Here is a 24,912-nt window from a genome sequence, read left to right as displayed (position 1 = left end):
GTCAGACGCGCAGTTCTCGGGCCAGGGCGTCGACGACCTGCGCCTCGGCCTCGGTCAGATTCCGATGGCCCGACGGCGCCAGCTCGCCCAGAGCCCGCACCGCCGCGCCGGCGAACACCTCGGCCTCGATCTCCTGGCCGTCGGTGAAGCCGCCGCGGCCGAGGATGCGCCGCAGCACGGCCGGGCTGAGATTCGGCACCAGCGCGTTCAGCACCTTCATCAGCACGTCCCGTGTCGCCGGGTCGACGTCACACGTGCGGGCGTGGCCGGGCAGCAGCATGTGCCCGATCTCGTGCCAGATGACGTGAACCTGGTGCAGCGGGCTGGAACCCACCGATTGGTACACGATGTAGTCCGCGTCGGGCATGCCCAGCCAGGCGCCGCTGATCGAGGTCCGCAGGGGCAGCGGGATCAGGTGCAGCGGCCGGCCCCGCTCGCGCGACAGCCGTTGGCACACAACGCGAACGTCCGGATGCAGGAAGTCACGGCGGCGGAGGTCGCCCAGCACGTGGTCGACCGTGGCGCGCCGCCTACCCATGTGGAGGGCACTCCCCTCGAATCCGTGCGTGGTGGACCATTCTAGCGTGCGTGGCGCAGCCGGTTGGCGTCGGCGATGATCGCGGCGCCGAGGGCACGGGCGGTCTCGGTGCGTATGCGGGGCGGCGGCGACAGCACGAACTCGACCTCGCCCAGGGCCGGAAGACCTTGGTGCGCCCCGAGTTCCACGAGATCGTGCGGAATGAGGCTGCGGGTGTGAGCGGTCACGCCGAGGCCGGCCAGCACGGCGGCGCGCAGCCCGCTCAGGCTGGTGCTCGTGCAGGCGATGCGGAACTGTCGGCCGTGCCACTGAAGGGTTTCCAACGCCTGCGCGCGGCTGACGCTCGGCTCCGGATACAGAATCAGCGGAACGGCCGTTCCGGGGTCGAGCCGCGTGGTCTCCGTGCCCACCCAGACCAGCCGGTCCCGCCACACCAGCTGCCCGTGGGCCGCGCCCAGTTGCCGCTTGCCGAAAACGAGGTCCAGTTGGCGAGCTTCCAACTTCCGATGCAGTTCGCCACTCAGTCCCACGGTGAGCTCCAGCTCCACGCCCGGATGCCGCCGCCGGAAGTCCCGCAGCACGTCGGTCAGGTACGTGGAGACGAAGTCCTCCGACGCGCCGAACCGCAGCCGCCCGCGCAGCTGTGGCCCGGCGAAGAAGCTGACCGCCTCCCGACCGGTGTCGACGATCGTGCGGGCAAAACCGACCATCGCCTCACCCTCAGGCGTGAGCTCGACCGTGTGCGTGTCCCGCAGGAACAGCTGTTTGCCGACGATCGACTCCAGCTGCCGCACGTGCTGGCTGATCGTCGACTGCCGGACGCCGAGCTGGTCGGCGGCCTGGGTGAAGCTGAGCGTCTGGGCGACGGCCAGGAAGCTCTCCAGCTGTGCCGGCTTGAACATCTGACCAGCGTAATCAGAGACCCAGCCGCTGGCCTCCGGTGTAGACGTTCATCGAGGTGCCACGCAGGAACCCGATCAGCGTCAGCCCCATCTCGGCGGCCAGCTCCACCGCCAGCGAGGACGGCGCCGACACCGCGGCCAGCACCGGAATACCGGCCATCACGGCCTTCTGCACCAACTCGAAGGATGCTCGGCCGCTGACCATGAGCACCGTTCCGCTCAACGGCAGCCGGTTGTCCCGCAGCGCCCAGCCGATCACCTTGTCGACGGCGTTGTGCCGGCCGACGTCCTCGCGCAGGCACAGCAGCCGACCGTCCCGCGTGAACAGTCCCGCCGCGTGCAGGCCGCCCGTGCGATCGAACACCAGCTGGGCCGTGCGCAGGGTGTCCGGCATGGTGGTGACGGTGTCGATGTCGACCTTGAGCTCGTCGAACTCGACCGACCACCGGCTGGTCGCCCGCACGGCGTCGAGGCTGGCCTTGCCGCACAGCCCGCACGAGGAGGTGGTGTAGAAGTTGCGCTCCACCGACGGATCCGGCGGCGGCACCCCGGGGGCCAAACTCACGTCCAGCACGTTGTACGTGTTGCCGTTGTCGACCGTCGCGCCGGCGCAGTACCGGATGGCGTTGAGCTCGTCGGTCCGGCCGATCACGCCCTCGGAGACGAGAAAGCCCGCCGCCAGGTCGAAATCGTGGCCGGGCGTGCGCATCGTGACGGACAGCGGCTGGCCGCCGACCCGGATCTCCAGCGGTTCCTCGGCGGCGAGCGTGTCCGGCCGGGCGCTCACCCGGCCGTCCACGACGCGAACGACCCGCCGCCGCGTGGTGACGCGGCCCATCAGGCCGGCACCAGCAGTCGCGGGACGCCGGGTTGGCGCAGCATGCCGCCGGCGAGGGCGCCCAGCACGCCCAGGCCCGCCGCGAGCAGGAAGCCCGCCGCGTAGCCGTACGTCGCGACCATGGTGGTGGTCAGGCCGATGCCGACGATGCCGCCGACCGCCTTGGCGCTGTAGACCAGGCCGAAGTTCAGCAGGCCGGCCTGGTCGCCGAAATGGGCCTCGACCAGGGCGGGCAGCAGGGCGTAGCAGCAGCCCGCGGTGGTGCCGACCAGCAGCGCCGCGAACACCAGGAGGACGGCCGCCTGGTGCTGCCCGGCGACGATGAGCAGCAGCTGGCCGAGGGCGCCCAGGGCCAGCGCGGTCCGGACCACCCGGCCGACACCGAATCGTTCGCCGGCCCAGCCCGTCGCCCATCGGGCCACGCCGCTGGCCAGCGTGAGCACGCAGACCGCGACCGCCGCGAAGGCGTACCCCCAACCGCTGGACGCCACGAAGGCCGCCATGTAGGCGACGTCGAACAGCCACGCCGCCGCCGCGCAGGCCACCAGGACGTACATGACGGCCGAGGTCGGGCAGCGGAGCAGCTGGCCCGGCGTGTACCGACGGATCGCCGGCCGGTTGTGCTTCAGGCTGAGGTTCAGCGTCTTGTCCAGCGCCCACTTCCGCGGGTCCGGCTTCGCCGGCCACCAGTCCGGCGGCGGCTCGCGCAGCACGAAGCCGCAGGCCGTGATCACCACGACGGCGATGATCGACAACGGTGTCGCGAACAGCACCGACCCCGCCGCGAACGCCCCGCTCACCAGGCCCAGGCACGTGCGCCGTTCCGGGAACCACTTCGCCACCACGCCGAAGCAGGCGCCGTAGACGATCGCCGCCCCCAGGCCGCCCAGCACCGCCGTCCACGCTCCCGCGAACAGATCGCCCAGCGCCGTCAGCATCGCGCCCGCGATCATCGCCAGCGTCGGCCGCACGTGCAGCCGCTCCCTCAGCCAGGCCAGCGGAAACACCGCAACCGCTTGCGTGGCCACCCAGATCGCCAGCAGCCAGTACTCGCCGCCCACGATCAGGCCGAACCCGTACTGCCCCGCCCCGGCGACCAGCATCGCCACGCACGCCGCCGCCAGCACCCAGTTCCTGGAATGCCCCAGCAGCTCGCGATCACTCTCCCCGACCCGGTACCGCCGGCCGTAGAAGTCGGTCACTTCACTAACCATCGGTCTCACCCACCCGCAGTCGTTGACGCCGCCCGCCGGCCTTCGCGCCGGCCTGGTTCCTGCCCGCCCGCACCGGCCGGTCCTCGTTCGCCGGACCTCTTCGGTCCCGGGCCACCCGTTCATCAGATCCAGATTGCATACAGTATGTGATAAGTTGTATAGCATGACCACGGGCTGGGCGGAAGCCAGGCAGGTCGCGCGGGACGCGGCCGAGCCGCTGGAGACGATCACGGTCACGCTGGGCGAGGCGCTGGGACTGGTGCTCAGCGAACATCTGCCGGCGCTGGTGTCGCTGCCGCTGTGCGACACGTCAGCGATGGACGGCTACGCGGTGCGCGGGCCGGCGCCGTGGACCGTGGTGGGCCGCAGACTGGCTGGACCGTGTTCCCCGGACGCCGCCCTGGAGCCCGGTCAGGCATTCGAGATCGCCACCGGGGCGCCGATTCCCGTTGGCACCGAGGCGGTTCTTCCGGTCGAACTGTCCACAGTAGACGAAGGCGTAGTGACCGGGGTCCTTCCCGCCAGGGACCACATCCGCCGCCGGGGCGAAGACATCCCTCGTGGGCGACGTGTTCTACATCGGGGCACGGTCGCGACGCCGGCGGCGCTGGGGTTGGCGGCGAGCGTGGGCTACGACAGCCTCCGTGTGCACCGCCGTCCCCGTGTGCGTGTGGTGGTGAGCGGCGACGAGCTGCTCACGGCGGGCCTCCCGACGCCCGGCCAAGTCCGCGACGCCATCGGTCCCCTGTTGCCGGGGCTGATCACCGCGGCCGGCGGTGAGCTGGTCGACACCCAGTTCGTGGCGGATCGGGCCGGGGCGTTGTCGGAGGCGATGGCCTGCGACGACGTGGACGTGGTGGCGGTCTGCGGCTCCACCTCGGTCGGGCCGGCCGACCATCTGCGACCGGTGCTGGGCACACTGAAGGCGGAGATCCTGGTCGACGGCGTCGCCTGCCGCCCCGGGCACCCGCAGCTCCTGGCGGCCCTACCCGACGGCCGGCACGTCGTCGGCCTCCCCGGCAACCCCTTCGCCGCCCTGGCCGCCGGCCACACCCTGCTGGGCCCGCTCCTGAGCGGCCTCGCCGGCCGGAGTCCGATGGCCCCGCTCACCGGCCGCCTCCGCGGCGCCGTCACCGCCCGTGCCACCGAAACCCGTCTCGTGCCGGCGATTCGCACCGACGACGCCCTCGTCCCCGTCGGCCGCGACCGCGCCGGCAACCTCTGGGGCGCCGCCATGGCCGACGTCCTGGCCGTCGTCCCTCCACAGTGGACCGGGCCCGAAGTCGAGGTCCTCCCCCTCTGAACCTGCCAGAATGGCCGCGTGAAGGCCACCGACCCGGACGCTACCTACCGCGTGCTGTCCTTACGGACCATCGCCCTGGCCGCATTGGCGCTGGTAGTGATCGGTGTCGGCGTCGCCGCGTGGCTGCTGCTCTCCTACGGCGACGGCACACCCCAGTCCGCCAACCGCTTGGACGCCATCAAGACCGCCGGCACCATCGTCGTCGGCACCGGCGGCGCCGGCGCGCTCTGGCTGGCCGCCCGCCGCCAGCGCACGAGTGAGATCGCCCTGCGCCAGAAGGACCTCGACCACGACAAGGTCGACCGCGCCTTCGCCCTCCAGGAACGCATGGCCGCCTCGTCGGAGGCCGACGCCCTGGAGCGCCGGGTCACCGACCTGTACACCAAGGCCGCCGAACAGCTCGGCTCCGACAAGGCCCCGGTCCGCCTGGCCGGCATGTACGCCCTGGAACGCCTCGCCCAGGCCAACGCCGACCAGCGCCAGACCGTGGTGAACCTGTTGTGCGCCTACCTGCGGATGCCCTTCGAGGAGGACGGCCCCCGCGAGGAACGCGAGGTCCGCCTTACGGCGCAACGCATCCTGGGCGCACACGCGGTGGCCGGCGATACCCACTGGGCGGACCTCGACCTCGACCTGACCGGCGCGACCCTGCTCGACCTGGACCTCAGCGCGGCCGTGGTTCGCCAGCTGACCTGTGCGAACGCGCGGCTGTACGGCGAGACTCGGCTGGACCGGGCGACGATCCGGCACGCCACGTTCGAAGACGCGCACTTCGCCGGGCACCTGTCCGCCGTCGGCACGACCTTCACCGGCCCGGCGCTGTTCTTGTACGCGCAGTTCAAGTCGGCCGCCTTCGACGAAGCCCGGTTCGTGAAGAACGCGCGGTTCAGCGAGGCCCGCTTCGCGATCGGGGCGTCGTTCCACTCGACGGTGTTCGAGGCGGCCGCCCGTTACAGCCAAACGGTCTTCGCCGGGGACGTGCAGTTCGAGGCCGTGCGGTTCGAGGGCAATGCCCGCTTCGCCGGCACCCGGTTCAAGGGCGCGGTCCGCTTCGCGAACGTCGAGTTCGCCGGGGAGACCCGGTTCGACCGGGCCGTGTTCGCCACGCTGGCCGACTTCGTCGCCGTGCGGTTCGGCGGTTACGTCGAGTTCAGCGAAGCCAAGTTCCGGGGTGACACCAGGTTCGGGCACGTGCGGTTCGCCGACTCGGTCCGCTTCAACACCACCCAGTTCGACGGCGACGCGCGGATGGACCACACCTGGGTACGGCTCGACGTGCCGGACACCGTCACCCGGACCTGGCCGAAGGTCGAACACGCCCAGCCCGGAGCCTTCGAGGTGACGTCGAACGCGACCGGCCCCGGCGACGAGGGCGAGTGGGGCCTGGTGGAGTACCGCGCTACCTGATCAGCTCCAGAGGATGGCGCGGGCGAAGACGGCGATCTCCGGGCGGCCACGCAACTCGGCGACCTGGGTCATGGCATTGATGATGCCGATGGCGCCGAGGACGACGGTGCCGGCGAAGTCGACCGAGACGGCAGGGCGGGCGCGCTGGACGAGGGCGACCAGTTCCTGGGCGTACTCGCGGCGGGTGCGCTCCTGGGTCTCGACGTTGAGGACCTCGGTGAGCAACAGGCGGACCAGGTCGGGATTGGCGGTGGCGAAAGAGAAGTAGTCGCCTATGGCCCGGTCCAGGGCGTCGGCGGGCCCGTCGGCGGTGCGCAGAATGTTGTGCAGGGACAGCCACATGGACTCGGTGCCACGGGAAAGGGCGGCCACCACCAGGTCCTGCTTGCTGACGAAGTGGGCGTAGACGGTGGGGGCGGCGATGCCGGCGGCCTCGCCGATGTCGGCGATGCTGACCGAGGCGGAGCCGCGGGAGGCGAAAAGCCGTGACGCGGCAACGAGAACGGCCTCGCGACGGGAGACGACGGGCTGGGGGTCGCAGCCCTCGACCACAGGCTCCGCCACAACGGCCGGCAGCTCGACGGCGATCATGGCCTGGGCGATCCGGCGCAACTCGGCGGCGCTGATGTCGTAGCGGTGGTAGGAAACGCTGGCCATCAGGGCGGTGATGGCCCTGGCCCGCAACAAAGGCTGATCGGCGACCAACGACTGGGCGACACGCTCGACGCCGATGCGGAGCCGGCGGCGGATGGTGCGGCGCTGTTCCAGGGACAGGTGCCACCCCTCGCGGTCCCACAGCACCCCGAACTCGCGGCGGGCCAGGACGACCTCGGAAACGGCGGTCATGGTGCCCTCGACGCCCGACGGCGCGGCGGCCAGGACGGCTTCCAACCAGTCGAGGCTCTCGTCGACCACGGCGGCGAGCAGGTCGTCCTTGCCGCGGAAGTGCCGGTACAGGGCACTGGCCCCGATGCCGACCTCGGCGGCGATGTCGCTCATCCCGACCCGGTGGAAACCGTGCTGCCAGAACAGCCGGGCGGCGGCCGCCAACACCTGCTGCCGACGGTCGCGGGGACGGGTGACCATGGCCGATAGTGAACCACACGTCGGTCCATCAGGCCCAAAACATGGCGATCTACGTGCGGTATCGGGTACAAAGTGAACGACGATACGCTCTAGGAGGCCGGCCATGCAGCTCACGCAGTGCGTGCACCGAGCGGTGCGGCAGACCCCGGACCTCCCGGCGACGATCTTCGGGGACCGCGTCCGGACCTGGGCCGAGAGCGCCGACCGGGTGGCCCGGCTGGCCGCGGCGCTGCGCGACCTCGGCGTCGGCCAGGACGACCGGGTCGGCCTGCTGGCCCTGAACTCGGACATCTACCACGAGTTCCTGCTGGCCGTGCCGTGGGCGGACGCCGTCGTCACGCCGGTCAACACCCGGTGGACGCCGAGCGAGATCGCCTTCTCGCTCCAGGACTCCGGCACCAGCGTGCTCTACGTGGACGAGACGTTCGCGCCGATGGTGCCGCAGCTGCGCGAGCTGGCCCCGTGCCTGACGACGATCATCGGCGGCGCGGCGGTCGTGGACTACCTGGTCGACACGCACGAGCCCATGCCGGATTCGCGCCGCGGCGGCAACTCGATGGCCGGCATCTTCTACACCGGCGGCACCACGGGCCATTCCAAGGGCGTGATGCTCAGCCACGACAACATGATCGTCTCCGCGCTGGGCAGCTGCGCCGCCGGCACGTACGTCCAGCCCGGCGGCCGCTACCTGCACGCGGCGCCGATGTTCCACCTGGCCGACTGCTCGGCCTGGACCGCCCGCAACCTGATCGGCGGCACGCACGTGATGGTGCCCTCCTTCACTCCCCAGGGCGTGGCCGAGGCGATCGAGCGCCACCGCGTGACCGATGTGCTGCTCGTCCCGACGATGATCCAACTGCTGGTCGACTCACCGGAGGCCGCCGAGCATGACCTGTCCAGCCTGCGCCACCTGGTCTACGGCGCCTCGCCGATCTCCGAAGCCGTCCTCGACCGGGCGGCGAAACGCCTGCCCGGCACCGAGTTCACGCAGGCGTACGGCATGACCGAGCTGGCGCCGGTGGCGACGCTGCTCGGCCCGGAGGCACACCACGACGCCAGCCTGCGCCGGTCCGCCGGGCGGGCGGCGCCGCACGTCGAGGTGATGGTCGTGGACGACCAGGACCGCGAGGTCCCCCGCGGCGCCGTCGGCGAGATCGTGGTGCGCGGCGACAACGTGATGCTGGGCTACTGGAATCAGCCCGAGGAAACGAAAAAGGCGCTGCGCGGCGGTTGGATGCACACCGGCGACGGCGGCTACATGGACGACGACGGCTACGTCCACATCGTCGACCGGCTCAAGGACATGATCGTCTCCGGCGGCGAGAACGTGTACTCGGCCGAGGTGGAGAACGCGCTGGCCAAGCACCCGGCGGTGGCCGCGTGCGCGGTGATCGGCGTGCCGGACGAGCAGTGGGGCGAGCGGGTGCATGCCGTTGTCGTGCTGGCCGACGGCCATGAGCCCGCCGACGACGAGCTGCGCGAGCACTGCAAGCGGCACATCGCCGGCTACAAGGCTCCGCGTTCGGTGGAATTCGTCGAGGAGTTGCCGGTGTCAGGGGCCGGCAAGATCCTGAAGCGGGTGTTGCGGTCCCGGCACTGGGGTAGCAGCCGGGACCGCTGATCCAAGAAATTGAACACCGCTTAACTCACAAGGAGATTCGCCGCGGTCTCGACGCCGTCACGCACCATCTCGGTCGCCACGGCCTTGGCTGCCACCGCGACCTCGGGCCGCAGCGCGCGGTCCACGGCGGCGGTCAGCGACTCGACAGTCGGCTCTGTGCCCTCGTGCCGGGTGCCGATGCCCAGCGCCTCAACCCTTTCCGCCCAGTAGAACTGGTCGTAGCGATGCGGCACGATCACGTGCGGCGTGCCGGAGATCGAGGTCACCGTCGTGGTGCCGGAGCCGCCGTGGTGCACGGCCGCGGCCATGCGCGGGAACAGCGCCTGGAAGTTGGCCTCGCCGATGACGATCACGTCGTCGGCCGCGGCGGCAAGCGCCAGATCGGCCCAGCCGCTGGAGATCACCGCCCGACGGCCGACGGCCCGCGCCGCCGCCACCATCGTGTTCACGACCTCGGCCTGGGCGTCGCCGGTGCTGCCGAAGCCGAAGAACACCGGCGGCTCACCAGCGTCCAGGAACCGCGCCAGCTCATCCGGCAGCGGCCTCGCGTCCCGCATCAGCCACGCCCCGGTCTGGGTGACCTGGAGCCCGTCCGACCCCGGCCAGGGCCCGAGCACCGGGTCGGCGGCCAGCCACGGCCGTGGCGAGTTCATGTGGCTCAGCACGTCCTCGATCGGTCCGAGCCCGATCCTGGCCCGGTTGGAATTGACGGCCCGCCGCCACTGCTCATTCCACCGCCGCGATTCCATCTCCCACAGCGTGCGATTGTCGGCGCCGGCCGGATGCACACAGCCCGGCAGCGGAATCGGCGGATGCTGCCCGGAAGGGAGTTGATTAGGGCTGTATGTGGCGTAGACGTGGCGAATACCGAGCTTTTCCGCTATCGACGGCGCCGCCACCTGGAGCGCCGACCAGCCCAGGACCACGTCGCAGCCCTCGGCCGCCGGCAGCAGTGTCTCGAACTGCGTGGCCACGGTGCCGTCCATCAGCTGCTGGCGGCCCTCCGGGGTGGCCCCGAGCCGCCGGAACTCGGAGTCCGGCTTGGTGCCGGGCCGCACCTCGGAACCAAGCGGCACAAATTCGACACTCAGCCCCTCGGCCCATTCCCGGAAATCCGGCGGCGCGCACAACCGTGCCTCGTGCCCGATTTCCCGCAGCCTCAGGGCCAGGGCGACCACGGGCTGGACGTCACCGCGCGACCCGATGGTCGACAGCAACACTCGCATGGGAAATACCCCCGTCACTCATCGCTTTACGAGGGCGATTGTGAGCCCGTACGGGGGCCTTGCGGCAAGTCCCCCCATCGGTTATAGAGTGAAGTGGCAGGAAAAGCCGTCAGTCCTCTTCGCGCGGACGCAGCTCTACGCAGCAGTCTCCGGCGCCGTCCGGCGCGAGCACCGCCTCCACGGTCCGGGCCTCCAGCCCGTCGATCACGCCCTCCAGGAACGCGCGGTTGATGCCGCACACCAGGTCACGGGCCTTCGACGCCAACGGATGGAACGGGCAGTCCCGCATCCGCACGGTGCTCGGAGTGTCCCGCAGCGGCTCGAAGCCGTGCCGCGTCAGCAGCCGGCACGTCATGGTCAGCGCGCGCTCGGTGCCCAGCCGCCCCGGCCGCTCCTCCTCGCGTTCGGCCACCCCGAACTCGCGGCCACGGTCGGCGGCGATGCCTTCGGCCGAGCCCCGCGGATCGTCGGTCAGCACGGCGTCGACGAGGATGTCGGCGAGCAGGTTGTACTGCCGGGACGGGATGCTGACCTGCACGTCCACGTCCGACGGCTCGTACACCTTCGGGGCACGCCCGACCCGGCCCACGCCCTCGTAGTGGGCCCGCAGCAGACCGGCGTCGACCAGCTTGTCCAGGTGGAACGCGGCCAGCTTGCGGGAGATGCCCACGGCGGCGGCCGCCTCGTCCCTGGTCACGGGATGCCGGGCGGCGCGGATGAAGTCGAACATGCCTCGGCGCAGGTTGTCGTCGAGGGCGGCCACGGCGCTGATCGCCCGATCGGTGCTCACCCTGCCCAGAATATCGCCTACGAGCGTGTCCGCAACCACACTTCTTGACCTGCGACGGCGATAAGACCAACATCTATTGGCGAAACTACGGTCGAGGAGGTCACATGCAGGCGTTACGGGTGGTCCACGAGCCCGCAACCGGTGTCGATCTCGAAGCGGCCGAGCGCGCCGCCGGCGACCTGTTGCGCGCGCTGGGCGTGGACACGGACACCGAAAGCCTGCGGGCGACGCCGGGCCGGATGGCCCGGGCCTACGCCGAGCTGTTCACGCCGCGGCCGTTCGACCTGACCACGTTTCCCAACGACGAAGGCTACGACGAACTGGTGCTGGCCCGCAGCATCCCCGTGCGGTCGGTGTGCGAGCACCACCTCCTGCCGTTCGTCGGCGTTGCGCACGTCGGCTACCTGCCCGACGCGCGCATCCTCGGACTGTCCAAACTGGCCCGTGTCGTCGAGCACTTCGCCAGCCGGCCGCAGGTCCAGGAGCGACTGACCAAGCAGGTGGCGGACTGGCTGAGCACCCAGCTGGCGCCCAAGGGCGTCGGCGTGGTGATCGAGGCCGAGCACACGTGCATGACGCTGCGGGGCGTGAAGGCCTCCGGATCCAGCACCGTGACGTCGACGATGCTGGGCGTCCTGCGATCCGACGCGCGGTCGCGCCAGGAGTTCTTCGCGCTGGCCGGGGTCAAATAAGCTGACTCGGGTGACGAACCGCCCCGAACTGGTCGCCCTGCGCTCGTTCCTGAGCGTGTACCGGACGGGCGGGGTCGCGCGGGCGGCCGAGGCGCTGCGGCTGTCGCAGCCCGCCGTGTCGCACCATCTCAAGGCCATCGAGGAGTCGGTCGGGCGGCCGCTGTTCCGGCGGGCCGGGCGCGGCATCACGCCCACCGAGGCCGGGCACAGCCTCGCCGCCGAGGTCGCCGAGCACATCGACGCCCTGGAAGGCGCGCTGGACGGGCTGCGCTCGGCGACCCTGTCCGGGGCCGGGCCGGTTTTCGTCGGCGCCCCCGTCGACCTGCTGGAACGGTTCGTGGTCACCCGGATGGCGCCGCTGCTGGCCGAAGGGCTGACCGTGCGGTGCCGGGTCGGGCTGTCGCCCGATCTCGTGCAGGCCGTGCTGGGGGACGAGATCGACGTGGCGCTGCTGACCAAGATCGAGGGCGTCCCGACCCGGCGGATGTACCTCGTGCAGCTGCTGGAGGAGCGGTTCCTGCTGGTCGGGCGGTCCGGCGACGAGCCGTACGAGCCCGAGCAGGAGCGGCGGTTCGTCGGCTACTCCGAGGAGATGCCGATGGCCCGGCGCTATTTCCGGGAGTGCTGGGCCATTCGGCCGCCGGCGCCGGCGCTGGTCGTCAACGATTTTCGGGCCGTCGTCGCGGCCGTGCTGGCCGGGGCCGGGCTGACCATCGCCCCGCACTACCTGGTCGAGGAGCACCTGGCCGCCGGCCGGCTTTCCGTGTTGCACCGGCCTTCCCAGCCCGTCGTCAACACCGTCCACATCGGAACGCGGCGCGGCCGGGAGCACCTGCCGCGGATCCGGGCCGTGTTCGGCGCGTTGTCCTCAGTGGACTGACCCGATATACCGATTGACGCCCCCTTCTCGCGCGCACAAGATTATCGACGAGAGGAGGTGGGAGGTCATGGGCGTATTAGTGCTGAACGCGAGTCTGGAACCGTTGCACACCGTGTCGGTCCCGCACGCCGTCCGAATGCTGATACGTGAGGTCGCGGAGATCCACGAGGCCGACGCCGGCACCAAGTTCGGCCATTACCCGCTGCCTCGGGTCGTGCGACTCGTGCGGTACGTGGTGATGAAGTGGCGCTACAGCCGGCCGCCGAGCTGGACCCGCCGCGCCGTCCTGAGGCGTGACAACCACCGCTGCGCCTACTGCGGCCGTCCCGCCGACACCATCGACCACATCGTGCCGCTGTCGCGCGGCGGCGCCCGGACCAGCTGGCTCAACACCGTCGCCTGCTGCGGCGGCAGTGCCCGCAGCTGCAACGCCCGCAAGGGCAACCGCCTGCCCGCCGAGGCCGGCATGCAGCTGCTCATCACCCCGCACGTGCCGACCTGGGCCGAGCTCTACGCCTGACAGCACCGGGAACCGCCGGCTTCGGCCGGCGGTTCCCGTCACAATTCGCGGTGCAGGAATTCCGCGGCGGCATCGGCCGCCCGCGAGACGTAGGGTTCCACGTCGTACAGGTCGATGTGTTGGTGCGCGTCCAGCCAGAGAATCTCCTTCTTCCCGGCCGTTTCCTCGTACAGCGCCGCGGCCAGATCGGGCGAGCAGTAATCGTCATTGCGGCCGTGCACGACCAGCAGCGGGGTTTCGGCCAGCAGCGGCGCCGCACCGAGGGCGTCGAGGGTCATCATGGCGTGCAGGGAGCCGTAGGTGACCCGGTTCTCCCAGTGCTCGGCCATGGCCCGATCGGTGCCGTAGTAGGCGTACGGCTCGTCCCCGGCCATCGCCGCCAGGCCGTTGTTCGGCGCCACCGCCGGCAATTCTTCGTCGTAGCGGTCGATGAACGACCGAATCGCCTGGCGATAGCCCGGATCGGCGCTGAAACGGGCCGGGCTGTTGTACGCGCCGGCAATACCCACCACCGCCTGGAGACGGGGATCCGTCGCCGCCGCCTTTACCGCGTAGCCGCCGCCCAGGCACACGCCCACCACGCCGATCCTTGCCGTGTGCTCGGCCAGCACCTCCACCGCCGCACGCAAATCCGCCAGCTTGCCCTGGCTGTCCTCGTGCGCCCGCCGGCCGCCGCTCTCGCCGAAGCCCCGGTGGTCGAAAGCCAGGGTCGTGACGCCTCGCTCGTGCAGGAGACGGGCATAGGTGCCCACCACCTGTTCCTTCACACCCGTAAACGGGCCCGTCAGCACTACAGCCGGCGCATCCGTTGCCAGGGAAAGGTTTCCGACCAGTTCGACACCGTCGGCCCGGAACGTCACTCGTGTCATGGCGCCGACCCTAGATCGGCGGTTTCCCCGCGACCAGAAGGCACTTCGCGGTAACCTTTCCCCGTGTTGGTGCCGGATGTGCTGTTGGAGAGCTGCGCCACGCGGCAGGCGTTGGAACGACTCGCCTCCAAGTGGCGGGTGCTGCTGGTCTACGCCCTGCTCGCCGGCCCCCAGCGCCATGCCGAGCTCCGCCGCCGCATCCCCGGCATCAGCGCCAAGGTGCTCACCGAGACCCTGCGGGACATGGAATCCGACGGCCTCGTCGACCGCCGCGTGCTCAAGTCCACGCCGCCCCAGCACGTCGAGTACGCCCTCACCGAACTCGGCAAGACCCTCGAACAGCCCCTCGCCGCCATCTGCGAATGGGCCGTCGGGAGCGCCTCTTGACCCTGGACACCCTCGGGCTGTCGTTCGAACTGCTGCTGCCGGTCAACTGCCTGCAGCCATCCAGGAACAGCACAGCATCTGCCTCACCGCCGAGGCCGGGGCCTGCGACGACGACTCATGGGAGACCCACGCCCGACCGCCATGCGGCGAATCCTCACCGACGGCTTTCACGTCGCCCTGGTCGGCGGCGGCTACCAGGTGTTCCTCGAATTTCCTTGGCAGGGCCGAGAACCGGCCGAGCTTGCCGCCGCAGCAGTGGGACGCCGGGTACCATCCCAACCGTTGGGAGCTCAGGGTATTCCCACCCCCTTATGCCGCCCCTACCTGGCGCAGAGGGGATTCCTGGGCAATTCCGCTGCGCACGGGCCCTTCCCCGTGTCACGATTCCCGTCGTGTCCACCGACCTTCGCTTCGTCGCCGAGCAGTGCGTGACCCTCGCCGCCAAGGAGTTCTCCGAGCAGCTCGACTTCACCGTCGACAGCCTGGTGCGCCTCGACTCCGTGTGCGAGCGGCTGCTGGCCGAGGGACCTCTGGGCGGGGAGCGGCTCGACCTGTGGTGGAAGCTGGTTGGCGCCTACACCGGTGAGGTGCTCGTGCAGGTTTACGGCGGCGTCTGGACGTCGGACGCGACGCCGGCGGTGATCGTCAACGGGCACACCGCCTTACCGTTCACCATCGCCAACCGCGTGCTGTCCGGGGAGCCGTTCAAGAGCTTGGCGTCGTTCGCCCGGGTCTTTCCGGCTTTGATTGCACGCTCCGGACAAGCCTGAGCACCGTCAGTCCTCGACCAGTTCGCCTTCCAGCACGCTCATGATGATCAGGTCGTACCACCGGCCGTCGCGGCGGAAACGCTCGCGCTCACGGCCTTCCTCGACGAAGCTGAGCTTCTTGTAGACGTGCCGGGCCGCCCCGTTCTCGGGTACCACCCAGAGCGTGATGCCGTGCAGGCGCATCTGGTCGAAGCCGTAACGACACAGCACCCGGATCGCGTCAGTGCCGTAGCCGCCATTGCGATAGGCCGCCTCTCCGACGTAGACGTCGAGCTCCGCCCGGCCGTTCTCCGGTTCGGCGTCAGTGAGGGCGATGACGCCGATCGGGGTTCGGTCGGCCAGCGTCTCGATGCAGAGGATCAGCTTGTCGTACGTGTTCCGCGGCCGTTCCTCGCCCAGGCGCTTGGTCAACTGGGCCAGGGAGTCGGGATACTCGTTGATCATCCACTGGAGCACCGCCGGATCCTCGTTCCAGCGGTAGAGCGCCCCCGCGTCGGACGGTTCGAGCGCCCGCAGCCGCACAAGCTTCCCGGTCAGCATGGCCCGGACCGTAGCAGTGGTCGGCAAGCGAGTCAGGTGCCGTAGGCGGCGAGGAACCGGGTGGCGTGAGCCTCGTCGAACTGCGGGTTGAACGGCCCACGGATGCTGTTCAGGCAGTCCTCGATGTCTACGGACGGGTCGAGGAGGCCGGCGCGGCCGACGTCGATCAGGTGCACGGTGCCGTCGTCGGCGATCAGGACGTTGGGGAGGCAGTAGTCACCGTGGCCGATGACCGGGCTGGTGACCGGGCCGATGACCGGGCCGGTGCCGAAGGGGCAGTCGGAGGGGTCCACGGAGTGGAGGTGGCGGAGGGTCTCGCCCATGATCGTCATGATGCGGTTGCGGTTGCGGTGGTCTGGTGGCCAGGGGTCGGAGGCGGGGCGGCCGGGGACTGCGGCGGTGTGCAGCCAGCCGCGGCCGGCGTCGACGACTGTGGGGACCGGGATGTCGCGGGAACGCAGCCACAGGAGGCGGTCGCGCTCGGCGTCGATCAGGTCGGCGGCGGCAATGTCGTCGGGGGGAGCGGTTTTGAGGTAGCCGGAGCCGTCCAGGAAACGGAGGACCCGGGTGCCGGAGTGACCGGTGGTGACTACTTCGAAGGGGCGCTCCATGAGAGGGACTTTAGCCTCACGAAGCGAACTGCCACACGCCGTTAATCCTTGAGTTGCGGTGGTGCGTTGGGTGCGTTGGCGTGTTGGCGCATTGGGTGCGGTGGTGCGTTGGGTGCGTTGGGTGCGTTGGGTGCGTTGGCGTGTTGGCGCATTGGGTGCGTTGGTGCGTTGGGTGCGTTGGGTGCGTTGGGAGCGTCGGGTGTCCGCACCGCGCGGTTGCCGGCCTCTGCCTATACAACAAGCATTCTCTCTTCGGCATGCGGTGCTGGAGTGGAGGGGGCGCGAGATGGGTGGGTGAGCGGGGTGCGTTGCGCGACAAGGGTTGAGCGGGTGCGCGTGATTACAGAAGGCTCGGGACGGGTCGGAGGGTGAGGACTGATCTCTGTGGAGGAAGCGTCGCGAGGGGGGTGCTGGAAAGCGCTTTCCAGCGAAGGGATTGAAGGCTGCCACGATCGTGTACAGGTTGGTGCGTAACGGAAATCGATCACATAAGGGTAGTAGAATGGGGGTATGTCAGCGAATCCTAAATTCCCTGCCGACACCGAAGGGTGGCAGCACGGCGAACTGGAGCTGTGGCAAGCCGGCGAAGAAGCCGAGAGCCTGTATCGGGCGCTCTACATCCAGCAGCTGGAGCGGGTGTGGGAAGTCTGGAACCGGTCAGTGAAGTCGAAAGAGGACCGGACCTCGATCGTGTCGACAATGGTGATCCGCTGGCAGCTCACGGTCAGGGAAGCGCGTGAGCGGCTTCGGTACGCGGAGTTGTTCCACAGCCAAGCGATCCGTGAGGCGGGTCGCGACGGGGTGTTGGGTCGGCAGCATCTGAAGGTCATCCACGAGACGTTGCGGATCGCGCCGGCGGTCGAGCGGGACAGGGTTGAGGCGTCGTTGTTGGAGAACGTCCAGTTCGACGAAGGCGAGTTCAAGAACATCGCCCAGCGGATCCTGTTCCACCTCGACCAGGACGGCAAAGCCCCGGACGACCGTGAACTACGGGAGCCGAAGCGGGAGTTCCGCTTCGAACGCAAGATAGACGGCAGCATGGTGTTCTGGGGAAAGCTTGACCAGGAGTACGGGGTGAAGATCGCGGCGATGCTCAGTGCGCTGGCCAAGCCCACCTCCGGGACAGACCCGCGCACGACGGCTGAGCGGCAGGGGGATGCGTTCGCGGAGATCATCGAGCTCGCCTCCCGTAGCGAAGGCCTGCCCGAGCAAGGCGGCGAACGCCCTCATCTGACGTTGTCGATGTCGTTCCAGGATTTCATGGACAACACGGGTGTGGCGAAGGTCGAAGGCGGCGGCGTGATGAGCGCTGCGGAGGCACGGCGGATCGCCTGCGACAGCACGGTCATGCGGCTGGTGCTGGGGGCCGGTAAGGAGATCCTGGATGTGGGGCGGCAGCAGCGCACGGCCCCGAAGGGGATCCGCAAGGCGCTGATCGAGCGGGACGGCACCTGCGCGTTCCCGGGATGCCAGACGGAGCCGGCGCGATGCCACGCCCACCACGTAGTCGAATGGGCGAACGGAGGACCGACCAGCCTGGACAACATGGTCCTCCTCTGCGGAGCCCACCACAGGCTAATCCACCACAGCCGATGGACGGTGAAAATGGTGGACCACAGGCCGGTGTTCTCCGACGGGCTAGAGGACGCGAGGTAAAGAAGCCGGGCACGGCTATGGCCGCGCCGGCAAGGGATCGGGTCAGCGGCGCACGTGGTCGAAGGCCGAACGAACGCGCGGCGCTAACGGCCCTCGGACAGGGGGAAGCCGGCCTGGAACTCCAACCAGGCGGGGCCCATCAGCTCGCCGTCGACGGGGCCGAAATGGGCCAAGGCGGAGCGGTGCAGGTCGGCGACGAGGGAAGTGACGGGGTGAGGAGTGCCGGCACTGGAGGCGGCGCGCTCGACGGACTCCATCTCCTCCAAGCAGCGGGCGAGACCGAAGTCGCGGAGGTAGTCGCCCGAAAGCAGCGAAGGCAAGTGACGGGAAGCGAAAGCGCTGTCGCCGGCGCTGCCGAGCAGCACAGAGCGCATGACGTCCGGGGAAAGGCCGAGGCGCTGGGCCAGAAGCAAAGACTCGGTGGCGAGCAGGGCATGGCCGAACCACTGGAGATTGATCAAGAGCTTGGCCAAGTAGCCGGAGCCGTGATCGCCGACATGATGGATGGTGGAGGCGAAAGAGCGCAGCAAAGGGGTGGCGGAGGCCAACAAAGAGGCGGGGCCGCCGACGTAAAGGGTGATGGTGCCCTCGCGCATCGCAGACACGCCGCCGCCCATGGGGGCGTCGAGACGAGGGACATCATGGTGGCGCTGACCGGCGTCGAAAGAGCCGCTGGTGAGATCTACCCACAAGCGACAGTCCACGGGGGAATAGGCGGCCAGCTCGGCGTTGCCGGGCAACAAGGTGAGCAGGACGTCGCACGAGCGGAGGTCGGGGACCCAACGGGCGCCGGCGGCCTCGACGACGGAGCGGCGGTCGAGGAGGTCGGTGGCGACCACATCATGACCGGCCGCGACCAGCCGGGCGATCAACGGGGTGCCCATGCGACCGACCCCGACCACTGCGACCGTCTCCGCCATCGACAACTCCCCTGGGCCTGAACGTGTTCCGATAATCCTGAGGGCTCACACCGACAATACGGCGGAACGAAGGGCGAAGAGAGACACCGGCGGTGAAGCCCACCCGGCGGGCGATGGCGTCGACGGGCAGGTCGGTCTGCTCCAACATGCGCTGCGCCTGCAAGATCCGCTGGTGCAGCAGCCACTGAAGGGGAGAAATGCCGACCACGGCGCGGAACTGGCGGTCGAAAGTGCGGCGGGACAGGAGCGCCTGGGCGGCGAGGGCGTCGACCTCAAGGGGCTCGTCGAGATGCTCCAAGGCGAAAGTCATGGCCCGCGCGAGCTGGTCGCCGTCGGGCATGGCGAGGATGGGATGGTCGATGTACTGGGCCTGCCCGCCACTGCGCTGCGGAGCGACGATCATCCGCCGCGCGATGGCGGTCGCGGCCTCGGCGCCCCACAGCCGGCGCACGACATGCAGACACGCGTCAATACCGGCGGCGGTGCCGGCGCTGGTGATCACATCGCCGTCATCCTCATACAGGACACCGGGATCCACGGTGACCCGAGGATACGAGGCGGCCAACACGGGAGCATGGAACCAATGAGTGGCGGCACGCCGGCCGTCCAACAGACCGGCGGCGGCGAGCACAAAAGCCCCCATGCACTGCCCGACGACCAAAGCGCCGTCCTCATGCGCGGCACGAAGGGCCCGAAGAGCGGGCTCGGGCGGTCGCTCGGCGGAGTTCCGCCACGACGGCGCGACGACGATCCCGGCCCCGTCCAACGCCTCCAACCCGTACGGCGGCACGACCTGAATGCCGCCGGTGGTGGTCAACGGCCCGGACTCCGCGGCGACCGGCCGGATGGTGAAGGCCGGCGCGCCGCTGGAGGTCCGGTCCACGCCGAACACGCTGATCGGCACCGACGTCTCGAACATCGGGGCCCGGTCGAACATCAGCACCGCGACGGTGGCCTTGTCCCGCCTCATTCGGCCAGTATCACCACCTCGCCCGGCGCGGGCATCACCAGGCGGTCGGACAGGCCGCGCTTGGCGAACGCGGCGGGCACGGCGGACCGCTCCTCGGTGAAGTGGCCCCAACCGTCGATGTGGATCGGCACGACGATGCCGGCGTCGAGAATCTCGGTGGCCCGGGCCAACTGGTCGGCGCCGAGCGTCAGGTAGGCATCCATCACAGCGCTGCGCCCATGGCCGCCGAACAACACGGCGATGTCGATCGGACCGAGGTTGTCGGCGATCTCCTGGACGATGCCCAGCGACGCGTTGTCGCCGCTGACGTAGACGCGCGGCAGGTCGGGGCCGGACAGCACGAAGCCACGCACCTCGCCGGTCAGGTACTCGCTGCCGATCGGGCCGTGCCGCGCCGGCACGCCGGTGACCCGCACGCCGCCCACGTCGACGCTGCGCCAAAGCGGCAGTTCGCGAGCCACGCCGCCGATCCGCTCCGCCGTGCCGGCGGTGCCGAGCACGAGCGGCACCCGGCCGAGGAACTCGCGGCCGAGGTCGTCGAGGTTGTCCGGGTGCTGGTCGTGAGACAGCAGGACGGCGTCGACGCGGCCGAGCTCGTCGGGGCCGAGGGCCGGCCCGATCAGCTTCACCTGGACGCGATCGCCGATCGGATGGTCGCCGGGCGGGTCGAAGGTCGGGTCGGTGAGGAAGCGGACGCCGCCGAGGTCGATCAGGGCGGTCGGACCGCCGACGAACTGCACCGTTGTGGTCATGAGCCGATCCTCGGAGAACGGACGTTCTCACGGTGAGTGGCCGGTCCGCCGAACACCGATCGATTCCAGCCACCGATAGTAGTTGTGAGTTCAACTATCAACGGCGTAGACTCAAGAAGTGCGCGAACTCGGCCTTCGTGACACCAACGGCATCCTGAGCCAGCCGTGGGTGCGGCCGAGGCGGTCCAGCGCCGGCCTGGGCTGGGATCGGCTGTTCCTGTCCACGCAGGCGGAACGGGCCTACCGCGCCAGCTTCGACGCCGCTCCGACGAGCACGGTGATCCTGCACCTGGACGGCCCGGTCAAGGTCAGCCGCGGCCACAACCGCCCGTGCACGGTGCCGGCGGGCGGCCTCTTCGTGCACCCGGCCGGGCATGATCTGACGGTCGAGCTCGGCGGCAGCCTGAACACCGTGCACGTCTACCTCACGGACGACGCCTTCGAAGACGGAAAGGGACAGCTGGCCGAGGAGGTCGGCGCGGTCGATCCGTTGGTGGAGCAGCTGATGCTCGCGCTGGACGGGGTGCTGCGCGAGTGGGAGCCGTCGGCGCGCACATACGTCGACCACCTGACGGCGCTGCTGGCCAGCCACCTGGCCCGCCGCCGGCAGCCACTGCCGGCCGTGGGACTGACCGAGCGCCAACTCGCGGCCGTCCGGGAGCTGATCGAGGCCCGGATCGCGGAACCGCTGCCGCTGTCCGACCTCGCCGACGCGGCGGCGCTGAGCGTCAGTCAGTTCGTCCGCCAGTTCAAGGCCAGCACCGGCGACACGCCCCACCGCTACCTCGTCGGCCTCCGGCTGCGGCACGCCCAGCGCATGCTCCGCAACACCACGCTGCCGATCGCCGACATCGCCGTCCGATGTGGATTCAGCCACCAGGAGCACCTCACCCGGGTAATGCGGTCACGGCTGGGCACAACTCCGGGCGCGCTGCGCGTCCGTGCATAGAACGTGCAGTGCGGCGCGCATTCCGTGCAGGCGTGACCGGTACGGCCCGGCAATACTCTGGCGATGACCCACGACACGGATGTCCTGGTCGTCGGCAGTGGACCCGCCGGCGGGTCGGCCGCGCTGCTGCTGGCCACGTACGGCGTGCGCACCACGCTCATCACCAAGTACGGCTGGGTGGCGAACACGCCGCGGGCGCACATCACCAACCAGCGCACCATGGAGGTCCTGCGGGATCTCGGCGTGCAGGCCGAGGCCGAGGCGCAGGGCACGCCGCAGCACCTGATGGGCGACACGGTGCTGTGCACGTCGCTGGCCGGCGAGGAGATCGGCCGCATCCGCACCTGGGGCACCGGTGACGCCACCGCGACCGAGTACGCCATGGCCAGCCCGTGCGGCATGATCGACCTGCCGCAGACCTACCTGGAGCCGATCCTAGTCTCCCGCGCGGCCGAGCGCGGCGCGAAGGTCCGTTTCGACACGGAATTCCTTTCCCTGCACCAGGACGACGACGGTGTGACGGCGACCGTGCTGGATCGGGTGCGCGGCGAGACGCAGACCATCCGCGCCCGCTACCTGATCGGCGCCGACGGCGGCCGCAGCCTGGTCGCCGAGCAGCTCGGCCTGCCGGTCGCCGGGCGCACCGGCAAGGCCGGCAGCATGAACATCGTCTTCGACGCCGACCTGAGCCGCTACGTCCAGCACCGGCCGAGCATCCTGTACTGGGTGATGCGGCCCGGCGCCGAGACCGGCGGCATCGGCATGGGGCTGGTGCGCTGCGTGCGGCCGTGGCACAAGTGGCTGCTGACCTGGGGTTACGACATCGACCAAGCGCCGCCGGAGGTCGACGACGAGGCGGCCACCGCCATCGTGCGGGACCTGGTCGGCGACGACGACCTGGACGTGACGATCAGCTCGACGTCACTGTGGACGGTCAACCACAGCTATGCCACCGAGTACTCGGCCGGGCGCGTGTTCTGCGCCGGCGACGCCGTGCACCGGCACCCGCCGTCAAACGGCCTGGGCTCCAACACGTCCATTCAGGACTCGTACAACCTGGCGTGGAAGCTGGCGATGGTCGTGCGCGGCGAGGCCGACGCGGCGCTGCTGGACAGCTACACCGCCGAGCGTGCGCCGGTGGGCAGGCAGATCGTGGACCGGGCCAACCTCAGCCGCGACCAGTTCCTGCCGATATTCGAGACGCTGGGCATCGCCGGCGGCGGGGACGACGAGGCGATCACCCTGGGAATGAAGGCGTTGGACGCGCCGGACGCGGACGGGGCGGCGCGGCGGGCCCGGATGGCCGAGGCCATCGAGCTGAAGAACTACGAGTTCAACGCGCACGGCGTGGAGATGAACCAACGCTACGAGTCCTCGGCGGTGATCCCGGACGGCTCGCCGGAAGAGGTGTTCCGGCGGGACATGCAGCTGTACTACCAGGGCACCACCCGCCCCGGCGCGCGGCTGCCGCACGCGTGGCTGGTCGGCGCGAACGGCCACCGACTGTCCACACTGGACCTGGTCGGCCAGGGCCGGTTCACGCTGCTCACCGGCATTTCCGGGACGGCCTGGGTGGACGCCGCCGCGGCGCTGCCCGTCACCGTGACCAGGATCGGGGTCGACGGCTTGCGCGACGCGTACGGGGAATGGCTGCGGGCCAGGGAGATCGAGGAGGACGGCGCCCTGCTGGTGCGCCCGGACGGGCACATCGCCTGGCGCGCCGCGCGGCTGCCGGACGATCCGGCGGCCGCGCTGACGCGGGCGTACACCTCGATCGTCAGGCCTGCTTCGGCCCCGCGCTGATCACGACGTCGAACTCCAGCAGGCTGGAGCCGGTGCCCACCGGCCGGCCGCCGCCGTGGTTGCCGAACGCCTTGGCCGCCCACGCCTGATAGTCCGCGTCGGACTCCCAGCGGGTGTAGACGAAGTAGCGGTTGTCGCCGCCCGTCGGGCGGAGCAGCTCGAAGCCGAGAAAGCCCGGCTCGGAGTCGACCGCGCCCGCGCGGGCGGCGAACCGCTTCTCCATCTCCTCGCCCTGGCCATCGGGCACCTCGACCGCGTTGATCTTCACGACTGCCATGCCGCCAGCCTACGCCCGGCGCGGCTGTGGCCCAGCGCACACATTCGGCCTGGACAAGGCACCTTTGTTTGGGCAAGTCGGCCCGAACGTCCGCTGAACCGACCCCGCCCGATGGCTAGCATCGAAGAACCGCCGCAGGCAGGGAAGAGGGCTTTTCGTGCACGTCGTCACCGGAGCAACCGGGCTGGTCGGCTCGGCGCTCGTGCTGGAGTTGCTGCGCCGCACCGACGTCGACGTCGCCTGCCTCGTGCGCCCCGGCCGCTCCGACGCCGCCGCCCGGCTGACGTCCGCCCTCGGCGCCGCCACCCGGGCCTTCGGCCACGGCGAGGTGTTCGACGCCGACATCCGGCACCGCTGCGTCGCCGTGGCGGCCGATGTGGATCTTCCGCTCTGTGGCGTCGATCCCGCCCGCTTCCCGGCCGGCGCCACCGAGTTCTGGCACTGCGCCGCCGACCAGCGCTACGAGGAACGGCACTGGGAAGGTTTGCAGCGCACCAACGTGCTCGGCACCCGCCACGCCGTCGACCTGGCGTCCGCCCTGGGTTGCCGGTCCTTCAACCACTTCAGCACCGCCTACGTGGCCGGCCGTCGTTCCGGAACGGTCCGTGAGCGCGCGGTCACCGATCCGCTGCACAACAACCGTTACGAGGAAAGCAAGATCGCCGCCGAGTGGGTCGTGCTGGCCGCGGACGGCATGGCGAAGCGGATCCTGCGGCCCGGCATCGTCATCGGGCACAGCGTCACCCATGCCGTGGTGGGCGGCCATTCCGGCATGTACGGCATCCACCGCCAGCTCGTGCAGGTCGAGCGCATGCTCTCCATGCTCGGCGACCCGGCCGTCCGCACTCGCCCCCTGCGGCTTCGGGCCGACCCCTTCACGCCCGTCGACCTGGCTCCCGTCGACCTCGTCGCCGCCGACGCCGTGTCGCTGAGCCTGTCCGGCCACGCCGGCGTCTTCCACCTCACGCATCCCACCGGTATCCGGCTCGGCGACGGCCTCGACCTCATGTTCGACGTCGCCGGCCTGCCCCGGCCGCACTACACCTACTCCGACGCCGGCTTCGCCCCCGCCGACCGCGACTTCGACCGGAAGATCGACTTCTTCCGCTCGTACCTCACCGGCGCGAAGACCTTCGACCGCTCCCGCCTGCTCGCCGCGGTGCCCTCCCCCGCGGTCTCTTCCTGGCGCCTGGACCTGGCCGTCCTGCGCGACTTCCAGATCTGGTACCAGAACCACGCCACCTCCCCCCGCACAGTCCCCTCGCTGAGCCGATAGCCCGGTCAAACCGCGAGTCCCGCTCTCGGGCAGGCATGAACTCAACACATGCTTGCCCGAGAGCGGGGCTCGCGGGGGTAATACGTTGCGGGCTGCTGCCCAACCCCGTTCAATT

26 protein-coding genes are annotated in these 24,912 nt (G+C 70.0%); 12 read left to right on the top strand and 14 right to left on the bottom strand.

Translation table 11 applies throughout. From position 1 onward, the window contains the following. Window position 1: 1 nt before the first annotated feature. The 4 genes from AB0M73_RS37920 to AB0M73_RS37905 are packed head-to-tail and all read right to left on the bottom strand — an operon-like array spanning window position 2 to window position 3,492. Complete coding sequence (locus AB0M73_RS37920) at window positions 2-538, bottom strand: hypothetical protein (protein WP_363901693.1); 537 nt, start codon at window positions 536-538, stop codon at window positions 2-4. 41 nt (window positions 539-579) lie between these two features. Then, window positions 580-1,440 carry a LysR substrate-binding domain-containing protein gene (locus tag AB0M73_RS37915; RefSeq protein ID WP_363901690.1) on the bottom strand — a complete coding sequence of 287 codons (861 nt, stop codon included), beginning with the start codon at window positions 1,438-1,440 and terminating at the stop codon, window positions 580-582. 13 nt (window positions 1,441-1,453) lie between these two features. Continuing rightward, entirely contained in the window at window positions 1,454-2,278 is an 825-nt protein-coding gene (gene fdhD / locus AB0M73_RS37910) for a formate dehydrogenase accessory sulfurtransferase FdhD (RefSeq protein ID WP_363901687.1), read from the bottom strand. After that, window positions 2,278-3,492 carry an MFS transporter gene (locus tag AB0M73_RS37905; RefSeq protein WP_363901684.1) on the bottom strand — a complete coding sequence of 405 codons (1,215 nt, stop codon included), beginning with the start codon at window positions 3,490-3,492 and terminating at the stop codon, window positions 2,278-2,280. The genes fdhD and AB0M73_RS37905 overlap by 1 nt, the downstream gene beginning before the upstream one ends. A gap of 163 nt (window positions 3,493-3,655) precedes the next feature. On the opposite strand from AB0M73_RS37905, the gene AB0M73_RS37900 reads away from it, so the two are divergent. Together AB0M73_RS37900 and AB0M73_RS37895 are read left to right on the top strand one after the other, a co-directional pair. Further along, window positions 3,656-4,795 carry a molybdopterin molybdotransferase MoeA gene (locus AB0M73_RS37900; RefSeq protein ID WP_363901681.1) on the top strand — a complete coding sequence of 380 codons (1,140 nt, stop codon included), beginning with the start codon at window positions 3,656-3,658 and terminating at the stop codon, window positions 4,793-4,795. Window positions 4,796-4,813: 18 nt separating this feature from the next. Next, window positions 4,814-6,202 (top strand): pentapeptide repeat-containing protein, encoded by a 1,389-nt coding sequence (locus AB0M73_RS37895; protein ID WP_363901679.1) that lies wholly within the window; start codon window positions 4,814-4,816, stop codon window positions 6,200-6,202. Here the strand turns inward: AB0M73_RS37895 and AB0M73_RS37890 are convergent, their stop codons facing one another. Then, complete coding sequence (locus tag AB0M73_RS37890) at window positions 6,203-7,288, bottom strand: TetR family transcriptional regulator (RefSeq protein ID WP_363901677.1); 1,086 nt, start codon at window positions 7,286-7,288, stop codon at window positions 6,203-6,205. 103 nt (window positions 7,289-7,391) lie between these two features. On the opposite strand from AB0M73_RS37890, the gene AB0M73_RS37885 reads away from it, so the two are divergent. Next, window positions 7,392-8,909, top strand: coding sequence for a long-chain fatty acid--CoA ligase (locus AB0M73_RS37885; protein WP_363901674.1), 1,518 nt, complete (start codon window positions 7,392-7,394; stop codon window positions 8,907-8,909). A gap of 20 nt (window positions 8,910-8,929) precedes the next feature. Here AB0M73_RS37885 and AB0M73_RS37880 read toward each other — a convergent pair whose 3' ends face one another. Both AB0M73_RS37880 and AB0M73_RS37875 read right to left on the bottom strand, forming a co-directional pair. Continuing rightward, the gene (locus AB0M73_RS37880; protein ID WP_363901671.1) at window positions 8,930-10,135 is read right to left on the bottom strand and encodes a glycosyltransferase; all 1,206 of its coding nucleotides are present in this window, start codon (window positions 10,133-10,135) and stop codon (window positions 8,930-8,932) included. 109 nt (window positions 10,136-10,244) lie between these two features. Next, complete coding sequence (locus AB0M73_RS37875; RefSeq protein ID WP_232241522.1) at window positions 10,245-10,865, bottom strand: transcriptional regulator; 621 nt, start codon at window positions 10,863-10,865, stop codon at window positions 10,245-10,247. A 164-nt stretch (window positions 10,866-11,029) separates the two neighbouring features. Here AB0M73_RS37875 and folE point away from each other — a divergent pair, with 164 nt between their 5' ends. The 3 genes from folE (at window position 11,030) to AB0M73_RS37860 (ending at window position 13,017) form a co-directional block, all read left to right on the top strand. After that, window positions 11,030-11,617, top strand: coding sequence for a GTP cyclohydrolase I FolE (gene folE / locus AB0M73_RS37870; protein ID WP_363901668.1), 588 nt, complete (start codon window positions 11,030-11,032; stop codon window positions 11,615-11,617). A 10-nt stretch (window positions 11,618-11,627) separates the two neighbouring features. Further along, window positions 11,628-12,497, top strand: a complete 870-nt coding sequence (locus tag AB0M73_RS37865) for a LysR family transcriptional regulator (protein WP_363901664.1) — start codon at window positions 11,628-11,630, stop codon at window positions 12,495-12,497. Between the two features lie 67 nt (window positions 12,498-12,564). Continuing rightward, window positions 12,565-13,017: an HNH endonuclease gene (locus tag AB0M73_RS37860; RefSeq protein ID WP_363901661.1), complete on the top strand. Its 453-nt coding sequence runs from the start codon at window positions 12,565-12,567 to the stop codon at window positions 13,015-13,017. Between the two features lie 38 nt (window positions 13,018-13,055). On the opposite strand, the gene AB0M73_RS37855 is transcribed toward AB0M73_RS37860, so the two are convergent. Next, on the bottom strand, window positions 13,056-13,877 hold the full coding sequence (locus tag AB0M73_RS37855; protein WP_363901658.1) for an alpha/beta hydrolase: 822 nt from the start codon (window positions 13,875-13,877) through the stop codon (window positions 13,056-13,058). 72 nt (window positions 13,878-13,949) lie between these two features. Between AB0M73_RS37855 and AB0M73_RS37850 the strand changes: the two genes are divergently transcribed. Continuing rightward, window positions 13,950-14,273: a helix-turn-helix domain-containing protein gene (locus AB0M73_RS37850; protein WP_363901655.1), complete on the top strand. Its 324-nt coding sequence runs from the start codon at window positions 13,950-13,952 to the stop codon at window positions 14,271-14,273. 392 nt (window positions 14,274-14,665) lie between these two features. Continuing rightward, entirely contained in the window at window positions 14,666-15,043 is a 378-nt protein-coding gene (locus AB0M73_RS37845; protein ID WP_363901652.1) for a hypothetical protein, read from the top strand. A 6-nt stretch (window positions 15,044-15,049) separates the two neighbouring features. Here the strand turns inward: AB0M73_RS37845 and AB0M73_RS37840 are convergent, their stop codons facing one another. Then, complete coding sequence (locus AB0M73_RS37840; protein WP_363901649.1) at window positions 15,050-15,583, bottom strand: GNAT family protein; 534 nt, start codon at window positions 15,581-15,583, stop codon at window positions 15,050-15,052. Window positions 15,584-15,615: 32 nt separating this feature from the next. Continuing rightward, window positions 15,616-16,194 carry a phosphotransferase gene (locus AB0M73_RS37835; protein WP_363901646.1) on the bottom strand — a complete coding sequence of 193 codons (579 nt, stop codon included), beginning with the start codon at window positions 16,192-16,194 and terminating at the stop codon, window positions 15,616-15,618. A gap of 510 nt (window positions 16,195-16,704) precedes the next feature. Here AB0M73_RS37835 and AB0M73_RS37830 point away from each other — a divergent pair. After that, on the top strand, window positions 16,705-17,850 hold the full coding sequence (locus AB0M73_RS37830; protein ID WP_363901643.1) for a DUF222 domain-containing protein: 1,146 nt from the start codon (window positions 16,705-16,707) through the stop codon (window positions 17,848-17,850). An 83-nt stretch (window positions 17,851-17,933) separates the two neighbouring features. Here the strand turns inward: AB0M73_RS37830 and AB0M73_RS37825 are convergent, their stop codons facing one another. Genes AB0M73_RS37825 through AB0M73_RS37815 form a run of 3 tightly spaced genes read right to left on the bottom strand, consistent with a single transcriptional unit; the run spans window position 17,934 to window position 20,492 of the window. Beyond that, window positions 17,934-18,734, bottom strand: a complete 801-nt coding sequence (locus AB0M73_RS37825; protein WP_363901640.1) for an NAD(P)-dependent oxidoreductase — start codon at window positions 18,732-18,734, stop codon at window positions 17,934-17,936. Next, window positions 18,691-19,740, bottom strand: a complete 1,050-nt coding sequence (locus tag AB0M73_RS37820) for a helix-turn-helix domain-containing protein (protein WP_363901638.1) — start codon at window positions 19,738-19,740, stop codon at window positions 18,691-18,693. The genes AB0M73_RS37825 and AB0M73_RS37820 overlap by 44 nt, the downstream gene beginning before the upstream one ends. Next, window positions 19,737-20,492 (bottom strand): MBL fold metallo-hydrolase, encoded by a 756-nt coding sequence (locus tag AB0M73_RS37815; RefSeq protein WP_363901635.1) that lies wholly within the window; start codon window positions 20,490-20,492, stop codon window positions 19,737-19,739. Before AB0M73_RS37815 ends, AB0M73_RS37820 begins: the two co-directional genes overlap by 4 nt. A gap of 118 nt (window positions 20,493-20,610) precedes the next feature. On the opposite strand from AB0M73_RS37815, the gene AB0M73_RS37810 reads away from it, so the two are divergent. Both AB0M73_RS37810 and AB0M73_RS37805 read left to right on the top strand, forming a co-directional pair. Beyond that, complete coding sequence (locus AB0M73_RS37810; protein WP_363901632.1) at window positions 20,611-21,441, top strand: AraC family transcriptional regulator; 831 nt, start codon at window positions 20,611-20,613, stop codon at window positions 21,439-21,441. A gap of 63 nt (window positions 21,442-21,504) precedes the next feature. Further along, the gene (locus AB0M73_RS37805; protein WP_363901629.1) at window positions 21,505-23,244 is read left to right on the top strand and encodes an FAD-dependent monooxygenase; all 1,740 of its coding nucleotides are present in this window, start codon (window positions 21,505-21,507) and stop codon (window positions 23,242-23,244) included. Here AB0M73_RS37805 and AB0M73_RS37800 read toward each other — a convergent pair. Next, window positions 23,219-23,521, bottom strand: a complete 303-nt coding sequence (locus tag AB0M73_RS37800; protein ID WP_043724269.1) for an antibiotic biosynthesis monooxygenase — start codon at window positions 23,519-23,521, stop codon at window positions 23,219-23,221. The genes AB0M73_RS37805 and AB0M73_RS37800 overlap by 26 nt on opposite strands. Before the next feature lie 157 nt (window positions 23,522-23,678). Here AB0M73_RS37800 and AB0M73_RS37795 point away from each other — a divergent pair, with 157 nt between their 5' ends. After that, window positions 23,679-24,797, top strand: a complete 1,119-nt coding sequence (locus AB0M73_RS37795; RefSeq protein ID WP_363901626.1) for an SDR family oxidoreductase — start codon at window positions 23,679-23,681, stop codon at window positions 24,795-24,797. The last annotated feature ends 115 nt before the right edge of the window (window positions 24,798-24,912 follow it).

Source organism: Kutzneria sp. NPDC051319 (assembly GCF_040682195.1).
Classification (GTDB): Bacteria; Actinomycetota; Actinomycetes; order Mycobacteriales; family Pseudonocardiaceae; genus Kutzneria.
The sequence above is the reverse complement of the archived record's forward strand: the minus strand, read 5'-3'. Positions and strand labels throughout refer to the sequence as shown.